The organism is Nocardia sp. NPDC003963 (assembly GCF_053605105.1).
The window spans coordinates 26,543-46,562 of record NZ_JBSGIP010000029.1; the positions used below are offsets into that span (position 1 = coordinate 26,543).

Below are 20,020 nucleotides of genomic sequence, written 5' to 3' on the forward strand. Positions count from 1 at the left end.
CCCTGTGACATCAGGTGAGCGACCCTGCCGGATCCGGCAGGGTCGCTCACCTGTTTCGCCCCCCGGATGATCGACGTCCGGCCGTGGCCGCCGGAATAGGCTGTGCGCATGCCGTTGCGATTCGAACCCGATGTCTCGGTGGCGAAATGGTTCACCGATCGCGAGGAGCCGTGGACCCAGGTGTCGGCACTGGGGCCGAGCGGATTCGCTCGTTACGCACGGCTGTTCCATCCACCGCGGTCCGGGTCGGACGCCGATGATCCGGACCCGATCGATCAGCGCGAAGGCGACCTCGATCCGCAGGTCCTGAAACGGCTTGTCGGTATTCTCGCCGAGCACACCCGGAGTTCCGGCGACTGTTTCTTCGCGCTCTGGGACGGCTTCGGCGATATACACGGCGGTGGCGCATTCGCGGTCGCGAGCACCGATCCCGCCGGATACGTCCCGGTTCCGCCTGTCCCGGCGGCTTTCCCACCCGAAGTGCTCGACGGTCCGCGCCTCCGCATCCCCGCCCGGGATTATCTGCTGTTCCGCGGCCCGCTGGGCGAAGCCGGGCAGTGGGGTGCCGCGGACCTGATGCCGGAATGGCCGCGACCCATCAACAGCCCGAACCTCATCTGGCCGGCGGACCGGAACTGGTTCGTGGCCACGGAGATAGATCTGCCCTGGACCGGTATCGGCGGGAGCGCGGACCTCATCGCCACGATATGCGCCGATCCGTTGCTGGACGCCGAAGAGACCGAACTCTCGGCAGATCCGCCGTACCGGCGGGACCTGCCGCCGGTCTGAAAGGTTCTGCGGGCAGGCCGAGCACCCAGTGGGCGTCCGGAATTCTGGCCCGGGCGCCTCAGGCGGTGGGTCTGGCAACCACCGAGGGTAGACACCGTGTAGTTGTCGGAGAACTGGCCGGAGAACCCAGCATCATCGAGTGCGAGGCTGCTGCCGAGTTCGGAGTGGCTTGACAGCAGACTCCAGGTCTTCAGCTGTTCGGCACGGATTCCATTCGCGCGATTCGGGGAACAGATAGATCCGAATATTCAGTCGTGCACCCGTTCCGAGATCTCCTGAGGTGGCGTAACGAGCCCGCTATCGACCGACTCCTCGTCACGTGCCGACCCTTTCGGGGCCTCGGCATCCGGTCAGCGCCAGCACAGATCACAGTGATGCTGTGACTGAAACCGGAACGATCGTCTACACCACGAACAGCGCCACGGTGAGCCCAGTCAAACCGATCACAAGGGCGGCCAGGGCGATATCCGCGATCACAGCCCCACCAACGGCCACCGGTGCCCCCGCGGGTAGCTGCATACCGGCGTGAGCAGAGCGGCGTTCTCGGTGATTATGTGCCGCACCGTATCGGCATGCTCGAAGGACTGCACCACCACGGCCGTCACGCCGTGTTCCATGACAGCGCCGGCCACGATCATTGCCGATATCCGCGGCCCGGTATCGAGATAGAGCGTGTGCACGACCCGGTACCCGTGATGCTCTGCGACCTTGTGTACGTCCGAACCGTCCCCTGCTACGTCTATGCGGATCAACGCGATTGCTCGCTGTGGTGGGGTCATGATCAGTTCACCGTCTCGAGATACGCGGCGGCCATGGAGAATCGGGGGCATCGATGCCCAGCGTGGATCGCCATGACGTGCAGGGCATGAGGCCGGCCGCGTAACGGGTCCGTCCACTTGCAAGGCGCCGGACAGATCTCCAGCCGCCTCAGTCCCGCGGCCACGCGGCGCAATGTCCGCGAATCGGTAAGCCATTTCCCGACCACTACATACCCCTGTATCCCCGACCTGCCGCTGTGTGGATAGCACCCCCCGCCGGGGAAGTCGGGGCATCATCCCGGCGGTGGGGCTGGAATCAGCGTCTCGTTGATCAGGGGGACGGTGGAACCTTGTACGTTTCCCATTTCGGGACGTCTCGGCTGGTGTAGAACGTCCCTATGCGGAATGAGAGGTTGCGCACCGCAATGGGTGTCGGCGGATGGACTCACGCCAGTTTGGCCGAGGCGGCAGGCGTAGATCCGAAATCGGTTGAGCGATGGGTGAATCTCGGTCGAGTTCCCCGCCGCCGCACCGCAATCCTTGCCGCGGAAACCTTGGGTGAAGACGTGCACGCACTGTGGCCCGCCCTCCGGCAGGCACGTACGACTCGCGCTGTGAGTCCCGAACTCGTCGCCCTGTACGACCAACGGGCCGACGTTCCGGCGTCGATGTTCGTCAACGCGTTCGCGTCCGCGCGCCACCACATCGACATCCTGGTCTATGCGGCTGTCTTCCTGCACGAGGCATACCCCCGCCTCAATGATCTACTGATCGAACGGGCCGAGGTGGGTTGTTCGATTCGCATAGCCGTAGGTGATGCCGATAGCGCCATCGTCCAACAACGGGGCAGGGAAGAGAAGTTCGGGCACGGCATCGAATCCCGCTGCCGTCTCGCCTCGATGCACTATCGAGCGCTGCAAGCAACGCCGGGCATCGAGCTGCGGACCCATGCCACGACGCTCTACAACAGCATCTTCCGCGCCGACGAGGAAATGCTGGTCAATGCCCACGTATGGGGCGTGAACGCCTACGGCGCGCCCGTCTGGCATCTGCGCCGTACTGTCGGTGGTGGCCTGTTCGACACATACGCCTCGAGTTTCGAGGCAGTCTGGCAGACCGGCCGACCGTTGGAAGGGTAAGCCGATGGTACGCACCGAGTTCTACGACGACCCCACCGCACCCGAGCCGAACAGTCTGGTCGTCGCGGCTTCCGCCGTGGTGTGCGACGACAACGGCCGCGTCCTGTTGCAGCGGCGCGCCGACAGCGGCCTATGGGCGCTGCCCGGCGGTGGGATGGAGATGACCGACAGTCTTCCCGGCTGCGCTGTGCGAGAGGTCAAGGAAGAAACCGGGCTGGACATCGAAATCACCGGACTCGTCGGGACCTACACCGACCCCCGCCACATCATCGCCTACAGCGGCGGCGAGGTCCGCCGCCAGTTCAACGTGTGCTTCCTCGCCCGTGTCGTCGGCGGCGAACTGGCTATCTCCGATGAGTCCACGGAACTACGCTTCGTAGCCCCCGGCGAACTGGACAGCCTCGACATGCACCACACCCAGCGACTCAGGCTGGCGCACTATCTGGAAGGGCGGTCCGCGCCGTACCTCGGCTGAACACATTCGTGCCGACCGGGCTCACCGTCGCGATGTTCCGCGAATAGGCCAGCCGCAGTGCTCATAACCGCAACTGCCGGGGCACTCACCACCGAGTACCCGGCCGACCATCTTTCCGACGTCGGAAAGATGGTCCTCGCCGGAGTTCTTCGGCTATCGGTCAGGGCTCCCGTGGGCACATTTTGGGCACAACTGCCCATGGTTCAGGCTGATTTGTGGTGATGTCGATTTGGTATATCACCTGTTATGCACTCATTTACGAGTCCCGGGCGCCTCCGGCGGTGGGTCGAGCCACCACCGCCGGAGGCTATTCGGGTGGTATCGCAATACGAAGACTACGGCGACAACAGCGCGGGCGCTCCCATCCCGGCCGGATTCAGAACAGGTGGAGCGCCTGCGCTGTTGTCGCGTAGTCGGCGGTCGGAACCGCCGGTTCCGCAGCCTTCCCTGCTGCTGCGGAGGTTTCGGGGGCCGCCGGAGCGGCCATGGTCACTGTTCGGGCCGCCGGTGCGGCGGTAGCCGCGGCCTTGCGCGCGGCAGCCCCGGCCAGTGCATCGGCCTGCTCGTTGAAATAGTTACCGACATGGCCGCGCACCCAGCGAAAGCGCACCGGGCCGGGCCGCCCCGCGATGGCGTGGTCTATCTGCCGGATGATCTCGACGTTCTTGACCGCGGATCCGCTCGAGGTGCGCCAACCGTTGTTGCGCCAGTTGGGCAGCCATTCGGACGCGCATTTGATGGCGTAGAGCGAATCGCTTTCGATCAGCAGCGGATCCGACCCCGGATGGGCCTGTACCGCCTCCAGTACGGCACGTAGTTCGGCGATCTGGTTGGTACCCGATGCCGCGCCACCGCTCTCCGCGCCGCCCGCGTGGTCCACCCACGCCCAACCGATCGCTCCGCCGGGATTTCGCAGACACGATCCGTCGGTACTCACGATGATCATGGATGTACCCTACGCAAGTCGGCCGACAAGATCGGTACCGTGGAATTCCTCTATCGCCCTGCGCAATCGCGATTCGCTGCGCCGCAGCGCGCGGCGTAGCAGTGCGTCGCGCGGGCGGTCGCGCAGAATCGCGGTGAGCCCGCGGGAGCTGGGACTGTCGAGCTCGGAGGTCAGCACCGAACGGCCGCGGCCGAGCGGGTCGAAACGCAGGGTCAGCCGGGCGGTGACGAGACCGCTGGTCAGGAGATAACCCAGCACCGCGTCCTGGCGGTGTTCGGTGATCTCGCAGCGGATTACGGGGCGCCAGGGACCGAACCGGTATCTGATCTCGTACATCGCGCCGAGGCCGCGTTCGGGATCGCCGCGCCGGGTGATCTCGGTGGCACCTACCATCCAGTTCGGGATGGACAGGGGGTTGTCGGCATAGGCGAAGGCAACGGTGATCGGCGCCGTTACGTCGCTCGCGTATTTGATGAAGCCCACGGGCCCTCCCTCCACGGCTGCCCGATAAAAGTACTATAGTTTTCCGGTTTATTTCGGGCAGTTGGAGATCCGATAGCCGCTGGACACTATATGTGACACAGGGCCGAAACATCGGGCGAGCGTATCAGGGCAGGTAGGAGCCGAACGGGCGAGAACAAGGCGCCTCGACACTCGAGACGAGTGTCACAGCGTCGCCGATCTTGTCGAGCCGGGTGTCCCATCTGTGACCGGTTCCGGGTTTCGGCACCGGTGCGGAGGGTACCTATCACCCGCCGGCGAGCGCCGTACTCGACTGCCGTGAGTGCCCATCCGGCCAACGATGTCCGGCTGTCGCGGGAACCTGGTGTGACGCTCGCCGGCTCCCGTTCAGCCCTGCCGGACCGGCTCGCGGCCGCTGCCCGGCGGCCCGGCGAAGGCCTGGGCGATCGTCAGCCACCGTGCGGCCTCCGCGCCCGTTGTGCGCAGTGCCAGATCATCGGGATGCCGGCGCTGGGTGACCAGCAGGCAGAAATCCAGGGCCGGCCCGGTGACCCGTTCGAGCGCGTCCTCGGGGCCCCACGACCACAGGGCGCCCGACGGCGCACGCAGCTCTATCCGGAACTCCGCAGCCGGAGCGGGTAGCTCCCGGACGGCGTACGCGAAATTCCGGGTCCGGACACCGATATGCGCGACCGAACGCAATCGATCGGTCGCCGCACGGCGGATCCCGAGCGTATCGGCGACATCCTGGCCGTGCGCCCAGGTCTCCATGAGCCGGGCGGTGACCATCGACCCCGGCCGCATGGGCGGTCCGAACCAGGGCACTTTCGCGTCCCCGGGTACCGCGCGGAGTGCGGCGGCGAGTGCGGCCCGGCCGCGCCGCCACCGCTCGAGCAGTTCCGGTGGCGGTACGGCGGCGGCCGCCGCGGCGGCGTCGTCCACGAAGGTCGTCACCCGGGCGGCGGCCTCGGTCAGGAGGTCGGAGAAGGCGGTACCGCCGGTCCGCGCGTCGGTGGCGGCCAGGCCGGCCACCTCGTCGGTCCAGGCGAGATGCCCGATCTGATGGGCGATGGTCCACCCTGTCGCGGGGGTGGGCCGGGCCCAGTCCGGCCCGGGTAGGTCGGCGACCAGGCTCTCCAGGTCGGCGCTCTCGGCAGCGAGGTCGCGCAGTAGCGCGTCCAGATCGGCCATCGGTTCCCTCACCTCCGTCGCGCACGGCATCGTGCGCGGTTCAGCATTCCAGCGGTCCGAGAAAAATACAAGCACGCTTGCTTGATTTGGCGGCCGCATGAGCGCGCCACGGCCGATAGGTAGCGGCCGGGTCTCTACCAGCCGAAGAGGAGCAGATGCGTGGCACCGACCATCAGGCCGAGCGCGGCGCCGTGCAGGTACAGCAACCAGGCGTCCTGCTCGACCGAGGCGTAGAACATCTCCATGAACTCGCCGGGGGTCAGCAACTGCAATTTGCGGGCCGCGAACTCATCGATGTTCTCGGCCTGCTCCCGGATGAAATCGGCGTCCTCCACCAGCGCGGGCGCCAGCCCCACTGCCGCCCCCGCCGCGCCGACCTTCAGATTGTCGAACTGCTGCCGCCCGAACGCGGCCCGCACCACCGAGGTCGTGCGGCCGAGCTGCCGGTGGATCTCGTCGGAGATGAGCTGTTCGAGCAGCAGCCGGGTCTTGTCACCGTTGGGGCCGTTGAGCAACTCGTTGGACAGATTGGGCAGGGTCAGCACCTGATAGGCGAGGATATGTGCCAGATCGGTGGCCGCCTGCGGCTGCCGTTTCGCCAGCAACGCCTGTTTCCAGATGTACTTGTACCGGGGTTGTGGATCACCCGGGGTGAACACGACCCGTACCGCGATGATGTTCACCACGACGCCGATGAGGGCCGACGCGGCCAGCACGATCACCCAGGAGGGAACCCAGCCCCAGACCGGGATATCGGAGTGGATGTGCAGGTACAGGGCGAGCAGCAGGCCGAACGGGGCGCCGAGCAGACCGATCCGCACCATGAATTTCAGTTCCGGTGCCGCGATGGTGGTGGTGAGGTCCTTGAGGATCTCCGGATTCTCCTGGAGATACCGGATCACGAAACCTTTCACGTCGATGAGCTGATCGACGTTGTCACCGAGCGAATCGAACGCCCGGCTCGTGAGTTCCGGTAATTCCCGTTCCACCCGCTGGTAGATCAGTTGCCGCATCGCGCGGGGTACGGCATTCCACAGTTCGGGGTTCTCCCGGTTCATGACCTCGTCGACGATGCTCTTCACCTGTTTGCGGGCCAGCGCGGCCACATAGTCGGCGATACCGTCGAGGTCCAGTTCGTGGATGAAATCCCGGGGGCTGCCGATCCGCAGCAGTGCTTTGTCGACGCAGATACTCGCCATCTTCTCGGCGCGCGCCGGAATGAAACCCTGGAAACCCAGGCGGGACCCGTCCCCGGAAAAGGTCGGCAGTACCTGCACTCGCCGCGGTAGATACGGATACAGCACGTCGAGGCCGGGAATCCGGATACCGCGGAACAGCAGCGGCCAGAACAGCATGAGCACGCCGGTCCAGTTGGTGAGCCAACCGGCGGCCGCGCTGAATATCGGAAAACTGATCAGATCGACGACGAACTTGCTCTGGCCGGTGAGTTCTTCCCAATTGATCAACACTCCGGACGAGAGTGTGATCATCGCGCGCTCCCCTTGGCCGGATCGGTATTCGAGATGATCACATTGTCACCGGGCCGTCCCGGGTGTCAATCAGGGCTTCCCGGCCCATCACGCAGGTATGCCGCGGCGCGGAAATCCGGAATAGGGTGCCGACATGAGCAACCCCGAGACCTCGGTACTCCCCGCCTTCCTCGACGCCCTCGCCGGCGGGCGACTGGAAGTGATCGATCTGACCACTCCGCTGAGCAGTTCGACACCGGCCCTGCGCCTGCCGGAACCGTTCGCGAATCTGATCGATTTCAGTCTCGAGGAAGTCAGTGCCTACAACGAGCCGGGCCCGTTCTGGCGGCACAACAATATCCACACCGGGGAACATATCGGCACCCATCTCGACGCTCCGGTCCACTGGGTCACCGGGCGGGACGGGGACGATGTCTCGCAGATCCCGGTGCGCCGACTGATCGGACCGGCCGCGGTCCTGGACCTGACCGCCGCGGTCGCCGCCGATCCGGATCATCTGCTCACGATCGCTCATATCGAGGAATGGGAGCGGGAGTACGGCCGGTTGACCGCGGGGACCTGGCTGCTGCTGCGTACCGGCTGGGCGGCCCGCGGCGGTTCCGAGGCCGAATTCCTGAATGCCGACGACACCGGTTCCCATACGCCCGGGGTGGCGGTCGACTGTGCGCGCTGGCTGGCGACCGAGCGCGACATCACCGGGCTCGGGGTCGAAACCGTCGGGGTCGACGCCGGTCTGGCCGGTGGTTTCGATCCCGCGTTCCCGGTGCACCACTATTTCCTCGGCAACGACAAATACGGACTCACCTCGCTGCGCAACCTCGGCCGGCTGCCGGCCGTGGGCGCGATGCTGGTGGTGAGCCCGCTGCCGATCGTCGGCGGCACCGGGAGCCCGTCCCGGGTACTGGCGGTGCTCGATCGGGACGGCGCGGCATGACCTCCGGTGGTTCGCCGGAATACGCGCCGGCGTCCCCGGCTGCGGAACAGTCCGGCTACGGACCGTCTGTCGCCGATGTAGTCGGCGGGGTGCTGGCCGATCTGGGCGTCGGGCACTGTTTCGGTGTCGTGGGCAGCGGCAATTTCGTGATGACCAACGCGCTGCGCCGAGGCGGCGTCCCGTTCACGGCGGCCCGGCACGAAGGCGGCGCGGCGAGTATGGCCGACGCCTACACGCGGATGTCGGGCCGGGTCGGGGTGCTCACGCTGCACCAGGGCTGCGGGCTCACCAACGCCATGACCGGTATCGGCGAGGCCGCCAAGAGCCGTACGCCGATGATCGTGCTGGCCGCGGACAGCCCGGCGGCGGCGTTGCGGTCCAATTTCCGGGTCGATCAGGAAGCCCTGGCCCGCAGTGTGGGTGCCGTGAGTGAGCGGGTGTACTCGGCGCAGACCGCGGTCGCCGATGTGACCCGGGCGTTCCGGACAGCCCTGACCCGGCGCCGCACGGTGGTCCTCGACGTGGCGATCGATATCGCGGCCGGTCCCGGTACCGCGACCGGGCCGGTTGCGGTACCGGCGGCACCGGAGCGGGTCCGGCCCGGGGCCGCGGCGGTGGTGCAGCTGGCCGAGGCACTGCGCCGGGCTCGTACGCCGGTGTTCGTCGCGGGGCGGGGAGCGCGTCATGCCGGTCCCGCGATCGCCGCCCTCGCCGAGACCTGCGGAGCGTTGCTCGCCACCTCGGCCGTCGCGAACGGACTCTTCGCCGGTGACCGGTTCGCGCTCGGTATCTCCGGCGGCTTCTCGTCGCCGACCACCGCCGATCTGATCGCCGGCGCCGATCTCGTCGTCGGCTGGGGTTGCGCGTTGAATATGTGGACCATGCGGCACGGGCGGCTGATCGGCGCGGATACCACGGTCGTGCAGGTCGACGACGATATCGATGCCATCGGTGCGCATCGCCCGGTGGCCTTCGGGGTACTCGGTGACTGCGAACCGACCGCACGGGACGTACTCGACGAGTGGCGGCGAACCGGCGCGGAGCGGGTGGTCGGTTACCGCACGGCGGAGGTCGCGGCCCGGATCGCGCGTTCCGGCCGCTGGCAGGACGTGCCGGTGGCGGAGGCGGCGCCCGGCGACCGAATCGATCCCCGGGCGCTGACGATCGCGCTGGACGAGATTCTGCCCGCGCAGCGGATCGTCTCGATCGACTCCGGGAATTTCATGGGCTATCCCGCCACGCATCTGTCGGTGCCCGACGAGAACGGATTCTGTTTCACCCAGGCGTTCCAGTCGATCGGGCTGGGGCTCGGCACCGCCATCGGCGCGGCCTTCGCGCGGCCCGATCGGCTGCCCGTACTCGGTGCCGGCGACGGCGGGTTCCTGATGGCGGTCTCCGAACTGGAAACCGCTGTGCGCTGTGCGCTCCCGCTGGTGGTGATCGTCTACAACGATTCCGCCTACGGCGCCGAAGTCCATCATTTCGGTGATGCCGACCACGGGACGGTCACCTTCCCGGAAACCGATATCGCTGCCGTCGCGCGCGGTTTCGGGGCCACCGGGGTCACCGTCCGATCCGCCGCTGATCTCGCCGCGGTACGCGACTGGGTCGCGGACTACCGGAGTACGGGTCGGGCCGGGCCGCTGGTGATCGACGCGAAGATCACCAGTGACGGTGGCGCGTGGTGGCTCGCTGAGGCGTTCGCCGGCCACTGAGCCCGCCGACTCTCCATCGAATCGCTTCTACCAGGGCTTTCCCGGTCCGGAAATCCGCCGTGGGCGAACACTGGTACGAGGTGGAACAAAGGCGATACCGGTGAAGTTGAGTGGGAGTAGCTCAAGTATTGGAGGTTGTGTTCGTGACTACACCACTGAATCTTCCGGTGCTGTTCCTGACCGATCCCATCGTGCTCCCCGGGATGGTCGTGCCGATCGAACTGGACGAATCCGCGCAGGCGGCGATCGACGCAGCACAGGCCGCGAAGACCGGGACCGTACTGCTGGCCCCGCGCCTGACCGAGGGGTACGCCGCCTACGGCGTGATCGCCACGGTCGAACAGATCGGCCGGATGCGTGGCGGCGCGGCGGCCGCGGTCCTCAAAGCGGAACGGCGCGCGAAGATCGGGCACGGCGTCACCGGCCCCGGCGCCGCGCTGTGGGTGGAGGCCGAACCGGTCGAGACCCCCGCCGCCGACGGTCGCACACGTGAACTGGCCGACGAGTACAAGAAACTCGTCGTATCGGTCCTGCAGCGTCGCGAGGCGTGGCAGATGGTCGATGCGTTCAACCAGCTCACCGATCCGTCCGCCATCGCCGATACCGCCGGCTACGCCGCGTATCTCACCGATGAGCAGAAACGCGAACTGCTCGAGACCCCTGATGTGGCCCAGCGGCTGAACTTGCTGATCGACTGGACCCGGGCCCATATCGCCGAGGCCGAGGTCACCGAGAAGATCGGTGACGAGGTCCGCGAGAACATGGAGAAGAGCCAGCGCGAATTCCTGCTGCGCCAACAGCTCAACGCCATCCGTAAGGAATTGGGCGAAGACGAACCGGACGGCGCGGACGACTACCGCACCCGGGTGGAGCAGGCCGAACTGCCCGACAAGGTGCGTGAAACGGCACTGCGCGAGGTCGACCGGCTGGAACGGTCCAGCGATCAGAGCCCCGAGAGCGGCTGGATCCGGACCTGGCTGGATACCGTCCTGGAACTGCCGTGGCAGGTGAAGACCACCGATTCCACCGATGTGGCGGCGGCCCGGGCTGTGCTCGACGCCGACCACCACGGCCTGGACGAGGTGAAGGACCGGATGGTCGAGTACCTGGCCGTCCGGGCGCGGCGCGCGCAACGCGGCCTGGAGGTCGTGGGTGGACGAGGGTCCGGCGCGGTGCTGGTCCTCGCGGGTCCGCCCGGGGTCGGCAAGACCTCGCTGGGTGAATCGGTCGCCCGGGCTCTGGGCCGTGAATTCGTGCGGGTCGCCCTGGGCGGGGTGCGCGACGAAGCGGAGATCCGTGGACACCGGCGCACCTACGTGGGCGCCATGCCCGGCCGGATCGTGCGGGCGATCAAGGAAGCCGGATCGATGAACCCGGTCGTGCTGCTGGACGAGGTCGACAAGATCGGATCGGATTTCCGCGGCGATCCCGCGGCGGCCCTGCTCGAAGTGCTCGATCCCGCCCAGAACCACACCTTCCGCGATCACTATCTGGATATGGACCTGGACCTGTCCGATGTGCTGTTCCTGGCCACGGCCAATGTCATGGACACCATCCCCGGCCCGCTGCTGGACCGGATGGAAGTGATCACCGTCGACGGGTACACCGAGGACGACAAGGTCGCCATCGCCCGCGACTTCCTGCTGCCCCGGCAGCTGGAACGCAATGCGCTCACCGCGGCGGAGGTCGAGGTCACCGATGCGGCGCTGCGCGAGATCGCGGCCGACTACACCCGGGAAGCCGGTGTCCGGCAGCTGGAACGGCTGATCGCCAAGGCACTGCGGAAGGCGGCGACGCGACTGTCGGAGGTCGACGGGGCCGACGCGGCGCTGACCATCGATATCGGCGATCTGAAGGACTATCTCGGCCGACCGCGCTTCACTCCGGATTCGGCCGAACGTACCGCTGTGCCGGGGGTGGCGACCGGGCTCGCGGTCACCGGGCTCGGAGGTGATGTCCTCTACATCGAGGCCAATACCGCCGCGGGCGAACGCGCCCTGACACTGACCGGCCAGCTGGGCGATGTCATGAAGGAATCGGCGCAGATCGCGCTGACCTATGTGCGGTCGCATCTGGGCGAGATCGGTATCGAATCGGCGGTACTCGACGGCAATCTGCACGTCCACGTGCCCGCCGGAGCCGTGCCCAAGGACGGCCCGTCCGCGGGTGTCACCATGGTCACCGCGCTGGTATCGCTGGCACTGGGGCGCCCGGTGCGCTCCGATGTCGGAATGACCGGCGAGGTCACGCTGAACGGCCGGGTGCTGCCGATCGGCGGGGTGAAGCAGAAGCTGCTCGCCGCGCAACGGGCAGGGCTGAAGACGGTGTTCATCCCGGCCCGCAACGAGCCGGATCTGGACGACGTCCCCGCCGATGTGCTGGCCGATCTCGACGTCCGACCGGTGGGCGATGTCGGCGAGATCCTGGCCTACGCCATCGAACCGGTGCGCGAACCGGCCCTGGACGGCCCCGCTCTGGCGGCCAGCGCCTGATTTCACGGTCACGGGCCGCGGCAGCTCCCCGAAGGGCTGCCGCGGCCCTTTTCGTATCCAGCGGTTTCTTTCGGCCGATCCCGGCCCGGGCCCATCCGCGACGCCGTTCCACGCGAACTCCGTCCGGCAATGTTCGCGGTGCGGCCGCACAGGGGTCGTCCTGGCTGAAAGTGATGAGAATCCATGAAGAGCATGCGACGTGTTGTGCTTACGGCGGCGATCGTTTCGACCGCCGCGCTGCTGGGATCGACTGCGTGTTCCACCGACGCGACCAGTGATTCCGCAGCCCCGGCCACGAGCAGTCCGATGGCGAATCCGGAATCCCCGGCCGCCGGCGATCCGGCCGCCGGCCCGGTCGGTCCCGGTTGTGCCGATTACGCCGCCCAGGTGCCCGACGGGGCCGGTTCGGTCGGCGGTATGGCGCAGGACCCGGTGGCGGTGGCGGCCTCGAACAACCCGATGCTGAAGACACTGGTCCAGGCGGTATCGGGCGGGATCAACCCGCAGGTGAATCTGGTCGATACGCTCAACGGCGGCGAATTCACCGTCTTCGCTCCGGTCGATTCGGCGTTCGCCGCGATCGATCCGGCGACGTTGGAGAGTCTGAAGACCGATTCCGCCACGTTGACGAAGATCCTCACCTACCACGTCGTGCCCGGCCGGATCGAGCCCGCCGATATCGCCGGGAAGCACACCACGGTCGAGGGCGGAACCGTCGAGGTCACCCGGGACGGCGAGAACATCGAGGTCGGCGGCGCCTCGGTAATCTGCGGTGGAGTGCAGACCGCGAACGCCACGGTGTACATGATCGACCAGGTCCTCATGCCACCGGCCTGACGGTTTCCGGTGCGTGGCCGGTGCGGGTGCACCAGACTGTCGCCATGATGCGTTGTGTTCGGCACGGTGATCTGGACAACAACCCGGGAAACGGACCCATCCCGGCCGAAGGCTGCGGCGAACGCCTTGCCATGCAGTCGAGGGTGCGATCATGACGAAGGGGCCGGGGTCCGGCCCGATCCGGTTGGTCGATGCGGAGGCCGGCGATTCGGCGGCCTGCCCGGTTCGTACCGACGGGTACGACGACCGCGCCACGCAACGACGACTCGCCGACCTGCTGTTCGCGGCCGGCGACGGCGACCGGGAAGCGTTCACCCGGTTCTACCGGGAGACCAGTCCGCGCGTATTCGGGCTGGCCCGGCGGATCCTGCGCAATCCGGCCGCCGCCGAGGAAGCCACCCAGGAGGTATATCTCCAGGTCTGGTCCGCGGCGGCGCGCTACGACCCGGCCCGGTCGAGTGCCATCGGCTGGTTGATGATGATCACCCACCGGCGCGCTGTCGACCGGGTCCGGGCCGAGGAGTCGGCCACCGGAAGAGACATCGTCTACGGGCACACCCATCTGGGACGCGATCACGATATCGTCTCCGAAACGGTGGATCAGCGCCTCGACGAGCAGGCGGTCCGCGACTGTCTCGAGGTGCTGACCTCCACTCAGCGTGAGGCGGTCGCCCTCGCCTACTACAGCGGGCGTACCTACCGCGAGGTGGCCGACCACCTCGAGTCTCCGCTACCCACGATCAAGAGCCGCATCCGTGACGGTCTGAAGCGGCTCCAGAACTGCCTGGCAGGGGTTGTCTCCGATGCCTGATACCGCACCACCCGATCCGCCGGAGAACGGCGGCGGCCTACTCGACCTGGCGGTTCCGTACGCGCTCGACGCGGTGGCCGCCGCCGAGGGCCAGGAGATCGATCGGCGTCTGCACGCCGCCGATCCCGCGACGGTCCGTGCTTTCGAAGACACCGTCCGGGATGTGCGGGAAGCGATGGCGGTGCTGTCGATTCTCGATGCCCAGATGCCCCCGGCCCGGGTCGAGGCCCGGATTCTCGCGTCCCTCGAGCACACGCCGGGTGCCCGGTCCGCGGTACGCCGGCCGGCCCGCACCGATTCACCGCCCGATGAGCCGATCGGCTCGACCGGGACCGCGCCGGCCGCTCCGGAAGCCGGGCCCGGCGCCGGAACCACCGACGAGCTCGCCCGCGCCCGCGACCACAGGCGGGCACTGTCGCGCAGGTGGACAGTGCTGGGGGCGGCGGCCGCGGTAGTGGTCGCGATCGGTATCGCGGTCGGAGTGGGCGTGGTCGCGCAACGTGGCGACGAACCGGCCGGGTCGGTGACCGCGCAGGACGTGCTGGCCCAGCCGGACGCCCGGATCACCAGCACCCGGATCGGCGCCGACGGTATTCTCACCGTCCACGTATCCGATTCGTTGAGCGCGGCCACCGTATCCTTCGACGCGACGCCCGCGCCTCCGCCCGGCAGCGACTATCAGATGTGGCTGATCGATGCGAGCGGCACCCCGCGTTCGGCCGGTGTGATGGACGAACTTCCGGGTGCGAGCGATCCGTTCGTCACCGAGATCACCGGTTCGGATCAGCTGGCGATCACAGTGGAACCCGACGGCGGGTCACCCGCGCCCACCAGCGCTCCACTGGTGGCGGTCGCGCTGGGCTGAGTCGCGCCGGTACCGGGCGTAGCCGGTCGGCCCGCTCCGTGGCTTCGATCGCGGGGCGGGCACGGCCGATGAACTCCGGCGTTTCCGAGCTGCTCGGTACGGCCGTCTTCCGCCCCGGGGCCAGGAGTGACACCATCCGCAGAGGGTGATGTTACGAATTCCCGGCGCCGGGGCGCCCGCGCCGGCGGATGAACGAGGACGCTGATGCAGAACACGACGAGTTCGGCCGGTTCCACGGGGCCGGATCAGCAGGAACGGCACACCATCGGGTGGTTCGCGGCCGGTCTGAGCGGTCTGCTGGCCGCAGCGGTCGTTCTCGGAGTCGGTGAGCTGGCCGCCGCCCTGATCGCCCCGGAGGCCTCCCCGTTCGTGGCCACCGGGGCGACCGTGGTGGACCACACACCGGAGGGGCTGCGTGAGTTCGCGATCCAGCGGTTCGGTACCCACGACAAGCTCGTGCTGTTCCTGACCATGGGTGCGGTGATGGTGGTCCTCGCCGTGGCGGCCGGATTACTGGAACGGCGCCGGCGCTACGGCAGTGCTCTGCTGGCCGGGCTCGCGATCATCGTCTGTATCGCCGTACTGCAGCGGCCGAACGCGTCCGCGGCGTTCGCCGTGCCGATACTGCTCGGTGCCGTGGCCGGTATCTGCACGCTGCGCATTCTGATCACCCGGGCACCGCGCCCCGCGGCAACGGTCGAATCCGCCGGGGAGGCGGCCGGGGACGGTACCGATACCTCGCGGCGGCGGTTCCTGGGGTGGGCCGCCGGGGCGGTGGTTCTCGCCGCCGGGTCGGCCGCGGCCGGTCGGTGGGCCGGCGAACGCGCCCGCGCGGTGACCGCCGACCTGCGGCGGTTCGTGGTCCCGCGCCCACAGGTCGCGGCGGCGCCCATTCCGCCGGGGACCGATCCGCCCGTCCCCGGACTCACCGGATTCCTCACCCCGAACGACACCTTCTACCGGATCGATACCGCGCTGCGAGTACCGGCGTTGACCAGTGCCGACTGGCGATTGCGGATCCACGGCATGGTGGAGCGCGAGATCGAGTTCACGATGGACGATCTGCTGCGGCGGCCCGCGGTGGAGAAGGTGATCACCCTGACCTGTGTATCCAACGAGGTCGGCGGTGATCTGGTCGGCAACGCGCGCTGGATCGGATACCCGCTGGCCGACCTCCTCGCCGCGGCCGGAGTCCGTCCCGACGCGGATATGGTGCTGTCCACCAGCGCCGACGGATTCACCGCGGGGACGCCGGTCGCGGCGCTCACCGACGGTCGCGATGCCCTGCTCGCGGTGGGTATGAACGGTGAACCGTTGCCGGTCGAGCACGGTTATCCGGCCCGGATGGTGGTGCCCGGTCTCTACGGGTACGTCAGTGCCACGAAATGGGTCGTCGATCTGGAGGTCACCAGATTCGATCGGGCCCAGGCCTACTGGACCCGGCGCGGCTGGTCGGCATTCGGCCCGATCAAGACCGCTTCCCGTATCGATGTCCCGGCGGCCTTCGGCAGCGTCGCCGCGGGGCCGGTGACAGTGGCCGGCGTGGCCTGGGCGCAGCATCGCGGGGTCGCCGCCGTGGAGGTCCAGGTCGACGACGGGCCGTGGCAGCCGGCCGAGCCGGCGCCGGAGTACTCGCTGGACACCTGGCGGCAGTGGACCTGGCGCTGGGACGCACGGCCCGGTACGCACACCCTGCGGGTACGAGCCACCGACGGCACGGGCCGGACGCAGACCGAGGAGCGGGCCGATCCCGTTCCGGACGGTGCGACGGGTTGGCACAGCCGGACGGTCACCGTCCGATGACGGTGACCGTCGGGCGCGCGGTGCGCTATGCCGCCGCCGGGGCCGGTTCTTCGGCGAACTGGGTCCGGTACAGCTCGGCGTAGCGCCCGTCCGCGGCGAGCAGTTCGGTATGGGTTCCGCGTTCCACGATGCCGCCGGATTCGACCACCAGGATCTGATCGGCGGCGCGGACGGTGGAGAGCCGGTGCGCGATCACCAGGGCGGTCCGGCCCTGCAACGCCTCGGTCAGTGCCGCCTGCACCGCCGCCTCCGAGGTGGAGTCGAGGGAGGCCGTCGCCTCGTCCAGCACCACCACCCGGGGCTGTTTGAGCAGCAGCCGGGCAATGGTGAGTCGCTGGCGCTCGCCGCCGGAGAGGCGGTAGCCGCGCTCCCCGACCACGGTGTCCAGACCGTCGGGCAGTCCGGCGATCAGATCGCTCAGGCGTGCTCGTTCCAGCGCGTCCCACAGCTGCTCCTCCGCGGCCTCGGGGGCCGCCAGCAGCAGATTGGACCGGATGGTGTCGTGGAACAGATGCCCGTCCTGGGTGACCAGGCCGACCGTTTCCTGAATCGATGTCGTGGTGAGTTCGCGGATATCGGCGCCGTTGAGCCGCACGGCGCCGGAATCCACATCGTAGAGGCGGGAAACCAGCTGGGCGATAGTCGATTTACCGGCACCCGAGGAACCGACCAGGGCGACGAGCTGACCGGGCTCGGCCCGCAGCGACACCCCGTGCAGCACTTCCTCACCGCCGCGGGTGTCCAGGGTGGCCACCTCTTCCAGGGAAGCCAGCGAGACCTTGTCCGCGGCCGGGTAACCGAACCGCACATCGTCGAGTTCCACCGCGACGGGTCCGGCGGGCACCGGCCGCGCATCGGGCGCGTCCTCGATCAGCGGCCGCAGATCCAGTACTTCGAATACCCGCTCGAAACTGACCAGCGCGGACATGATCTCCATCCGTGCGCTGGCCAGCGCGGTGAGCGGTGAGTACAGCCTGGTCAGCAGGAGTGACAGGGCCACCACCGCGCCCGCGTCCAGTTGTCCGCGCAGGGCGTACCATCCGCCCAGGCCGTAGACGAGCGCCACGGCCAGCGCCGAAACCAGCGTCAGCGCGGTGACGAACACGGTCTGCAGCATCGCGGTGCGCACACCGATATCGCGGACCCGCCGGGCACGCAGGGCGAATTCGGCGGATTCCTGGGCCGGCCGCCCGAAGAGTTTCACCAGTGTCGCGCCCGGCGCGGAGAAGCGCTCGGTCATCTGCGTGCTCATCGACGCGTTCAAACCCGCGGCCTCACGCTGGATATCGGCCAGCCGGTCGCCCATCCGCCGCGCGGGGATCACGAATACCGGTAGCAGCAGTAGCGCGAGCAAGGTGATCTGCCAGGACAATTGGAGCATCACCACCAGGGTGAGTGCCACGGTGACGATATTGGCGACCACACCGGACAGCGTGTCGCTGAACGCGCGCTGCGCCCCGATCACATCGTTGTTCAACCGGCTGACCAGCGCGCCGGTCCGGGTCCGGGTGAAGAACGCGACCGGCATGCGCTGTACATGATCGAATACCGCCGTCCGCAGGTCGAGGATCAGGCCTTCGCCGATACGCGCCGACAGCCAGCGAATGGCCAGGCCCATGCCCGCGTCGAGAATCGCGAGACCCGCGATCGCCAGCGCGAGGAGGATCACCGTCCGCGGCGGCGAGCCGGCGAAGATATCGTCGACCACCCGGCCCGCGAGCAGCGGTGTGGCGACCACCAGTACGGCCGCCGCCACGCTGAGCACCAGGAAGGTGATCAGCCGCCGCTTGTGCGGCCGGGCGAACCGCACGATCCGTCGTGCCGTGGCGAGGCTGAACGACCGCTGTTCCTCGGGTGCGTGCATGCGCCGGTACATCTGGTCCCAGGCCACCGATTCCATGCTCATCTGACATGTCCTTCCGCTCCGGAGCCCGATTCAACTCCAGTGCACCGACACTAAAAGCTCAACCAATATTCAGGTCAAGGCCGGAGGGTCAGGAGTCGGCGTGCCGGATGTCTCACCGGCCGGTGCGAGTTCGAGGCGGACCCCGAGCAGCCGGACCGGGCGGTCCAGCGGAAAACGATCCAGCACCCGCAGCGCGGTCTCGACGATCACGGGGATATCGGTGGTGGGCTCGGCGAGTTTGGACTGTTTGCTGCGGGTGTAGAAGGTACTGGTGCGCACGGTGACGGCCACACGGGTCGCGATACGACCCGCCGCCGTGATCTCCGCGGCGACCTCGGCCGCCAGCCGGGCGACCTGCGCGCCGATCTCCGCGCGGTCCTCGAGATCCCGGGGAAAGGTCTCCGACCTGCTGCGCCCGACCGCCGGCGGCGGTTTCGTCACCACCTCGGTATCACCGGCCCCACGGCCCATCACCCAGAGATAGGGCCCGTTGGTCGGACCGAACTCGGCCGCGAGCCGGGATCGGTCGGCGGCCATCAGATCTCCGACCGTATGCACATCCAGTTCGGCCAGCCGGGCCGCGATCCGGCTCCCGATCCCCCAGAGCGCGTTCGTCGGACGATGTGCCATCACCGCCGACCAGTTGGCGGCCGTGAGCCGGAACATCCCGTCGTGCGCGCCCGGCGGGTCGGCCGCGGTAGCACCGGATTTGCCGACCGATTTGGCGAAACCGGTGGCCAGTTTCGCGGTGAGCTTGTTGTCGCCGATACCGATCGCGCAGGTGAGGTCCAGTTCGGCGACGGCGGCCCGGATCGCGCGGGCCAACTGTTCGGGATCGTCGGTATCGGCCGCCACGAACGCTTCGTCCCACCCCCAGACCTCCACCTGGTCGGTGAAGGTGCGTAGCCGGGCCATGACCTCTTCGGACGCCTCCTCGTAACAGGGGACGTCCAGAGGCAGGAACACCGCGTCCGGACATCTGCGCGCCGCGGACCGCAATGCCATCCCCGCACGCACCCCGAAGGCGCGCGCCGGATACGAAGCGCAGGTCACCACCTTGCGCGGTTCCTCCGGGTCGCCGTTCCCGCCCACGATCACCGGTTGCCCGCGCAGTTCGGGGTGGCGCCGGAACTCCACCGCCGCCTGGAATTGGTCGAGGTCGACATGTAACAGCCATCTGGCCACGAGTCCGTCTTACTCCACCCGTACGACAAGACGGTGGATATCGGGCGTGGCATCCGCTCCGGGAAGCGAATCGAACGCGTGGCTGTGGGATTCGCAACGTGGGTCCGAGGGTGTCGGACGGTCCGCCGCGAGTCGTAGGTTACCGAGAATCACCTGTTCCTGTCGGGATGCCGCGGTGACGGCGGATCCCGGCGGGCGGCGGCGCAGATGATCCCGGTGGCA

17 protein-coding genes are annotated in these 20,020 nt (G+C 68.0%); 10 read left to right on the plus strand and 7 right to left on the minus strand.

Features of this window, described 5'->3' with window-relative positions; translation table 11 throughout:
* Nucleotides 1–108 precede the first annotated feature (108 nt).
* A complete protein-coding gene (locus ACWEWT_RS28760) occupies nt 109–789 on the plus strand; it encodes a hypothetical protein (RefSeq protein WP_452563596.1) in 681 nt (226 codons plus the stop codon).
* A gap of 473 nt (nt 790–1,262) precedes the next feature.
* Here ACWEWT_RS28760 and ACWEWT_RS28765 read toward each other — a convergent pair whose 3' ends face one another.
* On the minus strand, nt 1,263–1,568 hold the full coding sequence (locus tag ACWEWT_RS28765; RefSeq protein WP_452563598.1) for a hypothetical protein: 306 nt from the start codon (nt 1,566–1,568) through the stop codon (nt 1,263–1,265).
* Between the two features lie 593 nt (nt 1,569–2,161).
* Here ACWEWT_RS28765 and ACWEWT_RS28770 point away from each other — a divergent pair.
* On the plus strand, nt 2,162–2,686 hold the full coding sequence (locus tag ACWEWT_RS28770) for a hypothetical protein (protein ID WP_452563600.1): 525 nt from the start codon (nt 2,162–2,164) through the stop codon (nt 2,684–2,686).
* Between the two features lie 4 nt (nt 2,687–2,690).
* Nucleotides 2,691–3,161, plus strand: coding sequence for an NUDIX hydrolase (locus tag ACWEWT_RS28775; protein ID WP_452563602.1), 471 nt, complete (start codon nt 2,691–2,693; stop codon nt 3,159–3,161).
* Nucleotides 3,162–3,537: 376 nt separating this feature from the next.
* Here ACWEWT_RS28775 and ACWEWT_RS28780 read toward each other — a convergent pair whose 3' ends face one another.
* The 4 genes from ACWEWT_RS28780 to ACWEWT_RS28795 all read right to left on the minus strand — a co-directional run bounded on the left by ACWEWT_RS28780 (nt 3,538) and on the right by ACWEWT_RS28795 (nt 7,250).
* A complete protein-coding gene (locus ACWEWT_RS28780) occupies nt 3,538–4,107 on the minus strand; it encodes a ribonuclease H family protein (protein ID WP_452563604.1) in 570 nt (189 codons plus the stop codon).
* Between the two features lie 9 nt (nt 4,108–4,116).
* Entirely contained in the window at nt 4,117–4,590 is a 474-nt protein-coding gene (locus tag ACWEWT_RS28785) for an SRPBCC family protein (RefSeq protein ID WP_452563606.1), read from the minus strand.
* Nucleotides 4,591–4,956: 366 nt separating this feature from the next.
* On the minus strand, nt 4,957–5,760 hold the full coding sequence (locus tag ACWEWT_RS28790; RefSeq protein ID WP_452563608.1) for a TIGR03084 family metal-binding protein: 804 nt from the start codon (nt 5,758–5,760) through the stop codon (nt 4,957–4,959).
* A 134-nt stretch (nt 5,761–5,894) separates the two neighbouring features.
* Nucleotides 5,895–7,250 carry a hypothetical protein gene (locus ACWEWT_RS28795; protein WP_452563609.1) on the minus strand — a complete coding sequence of 452 codons (1,356 nt, stop codon included), beginning with the start codon at nt 7,248–7,250 and terminating at the stop codon, nt 5,895–5,897.
* Between the two features lie 133 nt (nt 7,251–7,383).
* Here ACWEWT_RS28795 and ACWEWT_RS28800 point away from each other — a divergent pair, with 133 nt between their 5' ends.
* The 7 genes from ACWEWT_RS28800 to ACWEWT_RS28830 all read left to right on the plus strand — a co-directional run bounded on the left by ACWEWT_RS28800 (nt 7,384) and on the right by ACWEWT_RS28830 (nt 16,707).
* Nucleotides 7,384–8,184, plus strand: a complete 801-nt coding sequence (locus tag ACWEWT_RS28800; protein WP_452563610.1) for a cyclase family protein — start codon at nt 7,384–7,386, stop codon at nt 8,182–8,184.
* Nucleotides 8,181–9,899 (plus strand): thiamine pyrophosphate-binding protein, encoded by a 1,719-nt coding sequence (locus ACWEWT_RS28805; protein WP_452563612.1) that lies wholly within the window; start codon nt 8,181–8,183, stop codon nt 9,897–9,899. Before ACWEWT_RS28800 ends, ACWEWT_RS28805 begins: the two co-directional genes overlap by 4 nt.
* A 203-nt stretch (nt 9,900–10,102) precedes the next feature.
* Nucleotides 10,103–12,391 carry an endopeptidase La gene (gene lon / locus ACWEWT_RS28810; RefSeq protein WP_452563646.1) on the plus strand — a complete coding sequence of 763 codons (2,289 nt, stop codon included), beginning with the start codon at nt 10,103–10,105 and terminating at the stop codon, nt 12,389–12,391.
* Nucleotides 12,392–12,574: 183 nt separating this feature from the next.
* Nucleotides 12,575–13,228, plus strand: coding sequence for a fasciclin domain-containing protein (locus ACWEWT_RS28815; RefSeq protein ID WP_452563614.1), 654 nt, complete (start codon nt 12,575–12,577; stop codon nt 13,226–13,228).
* Nucleotides 13,229–13,379: 151 nt separating this feature from the next.
* Entirely contained in the window at nt 13,380–14,039 is a 660-nt protein-coding gene (gene sigK, locus ACWEWT_RS28820; RefSeq protein ID WP_452563615.1) for an ECF RNA polymerase sigma factor SigK, read from the plus strand.
* Entirely contained in the window at nt 14,032–14,904 is an 873-nt protein-coding gene (locus ACWEWT_RS28825; RefSeq protein ID WP_452563617.1) for an anti-sigma factor, read from the plus strand. The genes sigK and ACWEWT_RS28825 overlap by 8 nt, the downstream gene beginning before the upstream one ends.
* A 204-nt stretch (nt 14,905–15,108) precedes the next feature.
* Complete coding sequence (locus ACWEWT_RS28830; RefSeq protein WP_452563619.1) at nt 15,109–16,707, plus strand: molybdopterin-dependent oxidoreductase; 1,599 nt, start codon at nt 15,109–15,111, stop codon at nt 16,705–16,707.
* A 25-nt stretch (nt 16,708–16,732) separates the two neighbouring features.
* Here the strand turns inward: ACWEWT_RS28830 and ACWEWT_RS28835 are convergent, their stop codons facing one another.
* Entirely contained in the window at nt 16,733–18,613 is a 1,881-nt protein-coding gene (locus ACWEWT_RS28835) for an ABC transporter ATP-binding protein (RefSeq protein WP_452563621.1), read from the minus strand.
* Between the two features lie 69 nt (nt 18,614–18,682).
* Nucleotides 18,683–19,798: a DNA polymerase IV gene (locus ACWEWT_RS28840; protein ID WP_452563622.1), complete on the minus strand. Its 1,116-nt coding sequence runs from the start codon at nt 19,796–19,798 to the stop codon at nt 18,683–18,685.
* Nucleotides 19,799–20,020: the final 222 nt, after the last annotated feature.

Bases quoted from the DNA above. Each gene is read 5' to 3' on its own strand.
- ACWEWT_RS28780 (WP_452563604.1), bottom strand. From the start codon at position 4,107: ATGATCATCGTGAGTACCGACGGATCGTGTCTGCGAAATCCCGGCGGA.
- ACWEWT_RS28825 (WP_452563617.1), top strand. From the start codon at position 14,032: ATGCCTGATACCGCACCACCCGATCCGCCGGAGAACGGCGGCGGCCTA.
- ACWEWT_RS28790 (WP_452563608.1), bottom strand. From the start codon at position 5,760: ATGGCCGATCTGGACGCGCTACTGCGCGACCTCGCTGCCGAGAGCGCC.
- ACWEWT_RS28795 (WP_452563609.1), bottom strand. From the start codon at position 7,250: ATGATCACACTCTCGTCCGGAGTGTTGATCAATTGGGAAGAACTCACC.
- ACWEWT_RS28835 (WP_452563621.1), bottom strand. From the start codon at position 18,613: ATGAGCATGGAATCGGTGGCCTGGGACCAGATGTACCGGCGCATGCAC.
- ACWEWT_RS28830 (WP_452563619.1), top strand. From the start codon at position 15,109: ATGCAGAACACGACGAGTTCGGCCGGTTCCACGGGGCCGGATCAGCAG.
- ACWEWT_RS28800 (WP_452563610.1), top strand. From the start codon at position 7,384: ATGAGCAACCCCGAGACCTCGGTACTCCCCGCCTTCCTCGACGCCCTC.
- ACWEWT_RS28805 (WP_452563612.1), top strand. From the start codon at position 8,181: ATGACCTCCGGTGGTTCGCCGGAATACGCGCCGGCGTCCCCGGCTGCG.
- ACWEWT_RS28760 (WP_452563596.1), top strand. From the start codon at position 109: ATGCCGTTGCGATTCGAACCCGATGTCTCGGTGGCGAAATGGTTCACC.
- ACWEWT_RS28815 (WP_452563614.1), top strand. From the start codon at position 12,575: ATGAAGAGCATGCGACGTGTTGTGCTTACGGCGGCGATCGTTTCGACC.
- ACWEWT_RS28765 (WP_452563598.1), bottom strand. From the start codon at position 1,568: ATGACCCCACCACAGCGAGCAATCGCGTTGATCCGCATAGACGTAGCA.
- lon (WP_452563646.1), top strand. From the start codon at position 10,103: ATGGTCGTGCCGATCGAACTGGACGAATCCGCGCAGGCGGCGATCGAC.
- ACWEWT_RS28775 (WP_452563602.1), top strand. From the start codon at position 2,691: ATGGTACGCACCGAGTTCTACGACGACCCCACCGCACCCGAGCCGAAC.
- sigK (WP_452563615.1), top strand. From the start codon at position 13,380: ATGACGAAGGGGCCGGGGTCCGGCCCGATCCGGTTGGTCGATGCGGAG.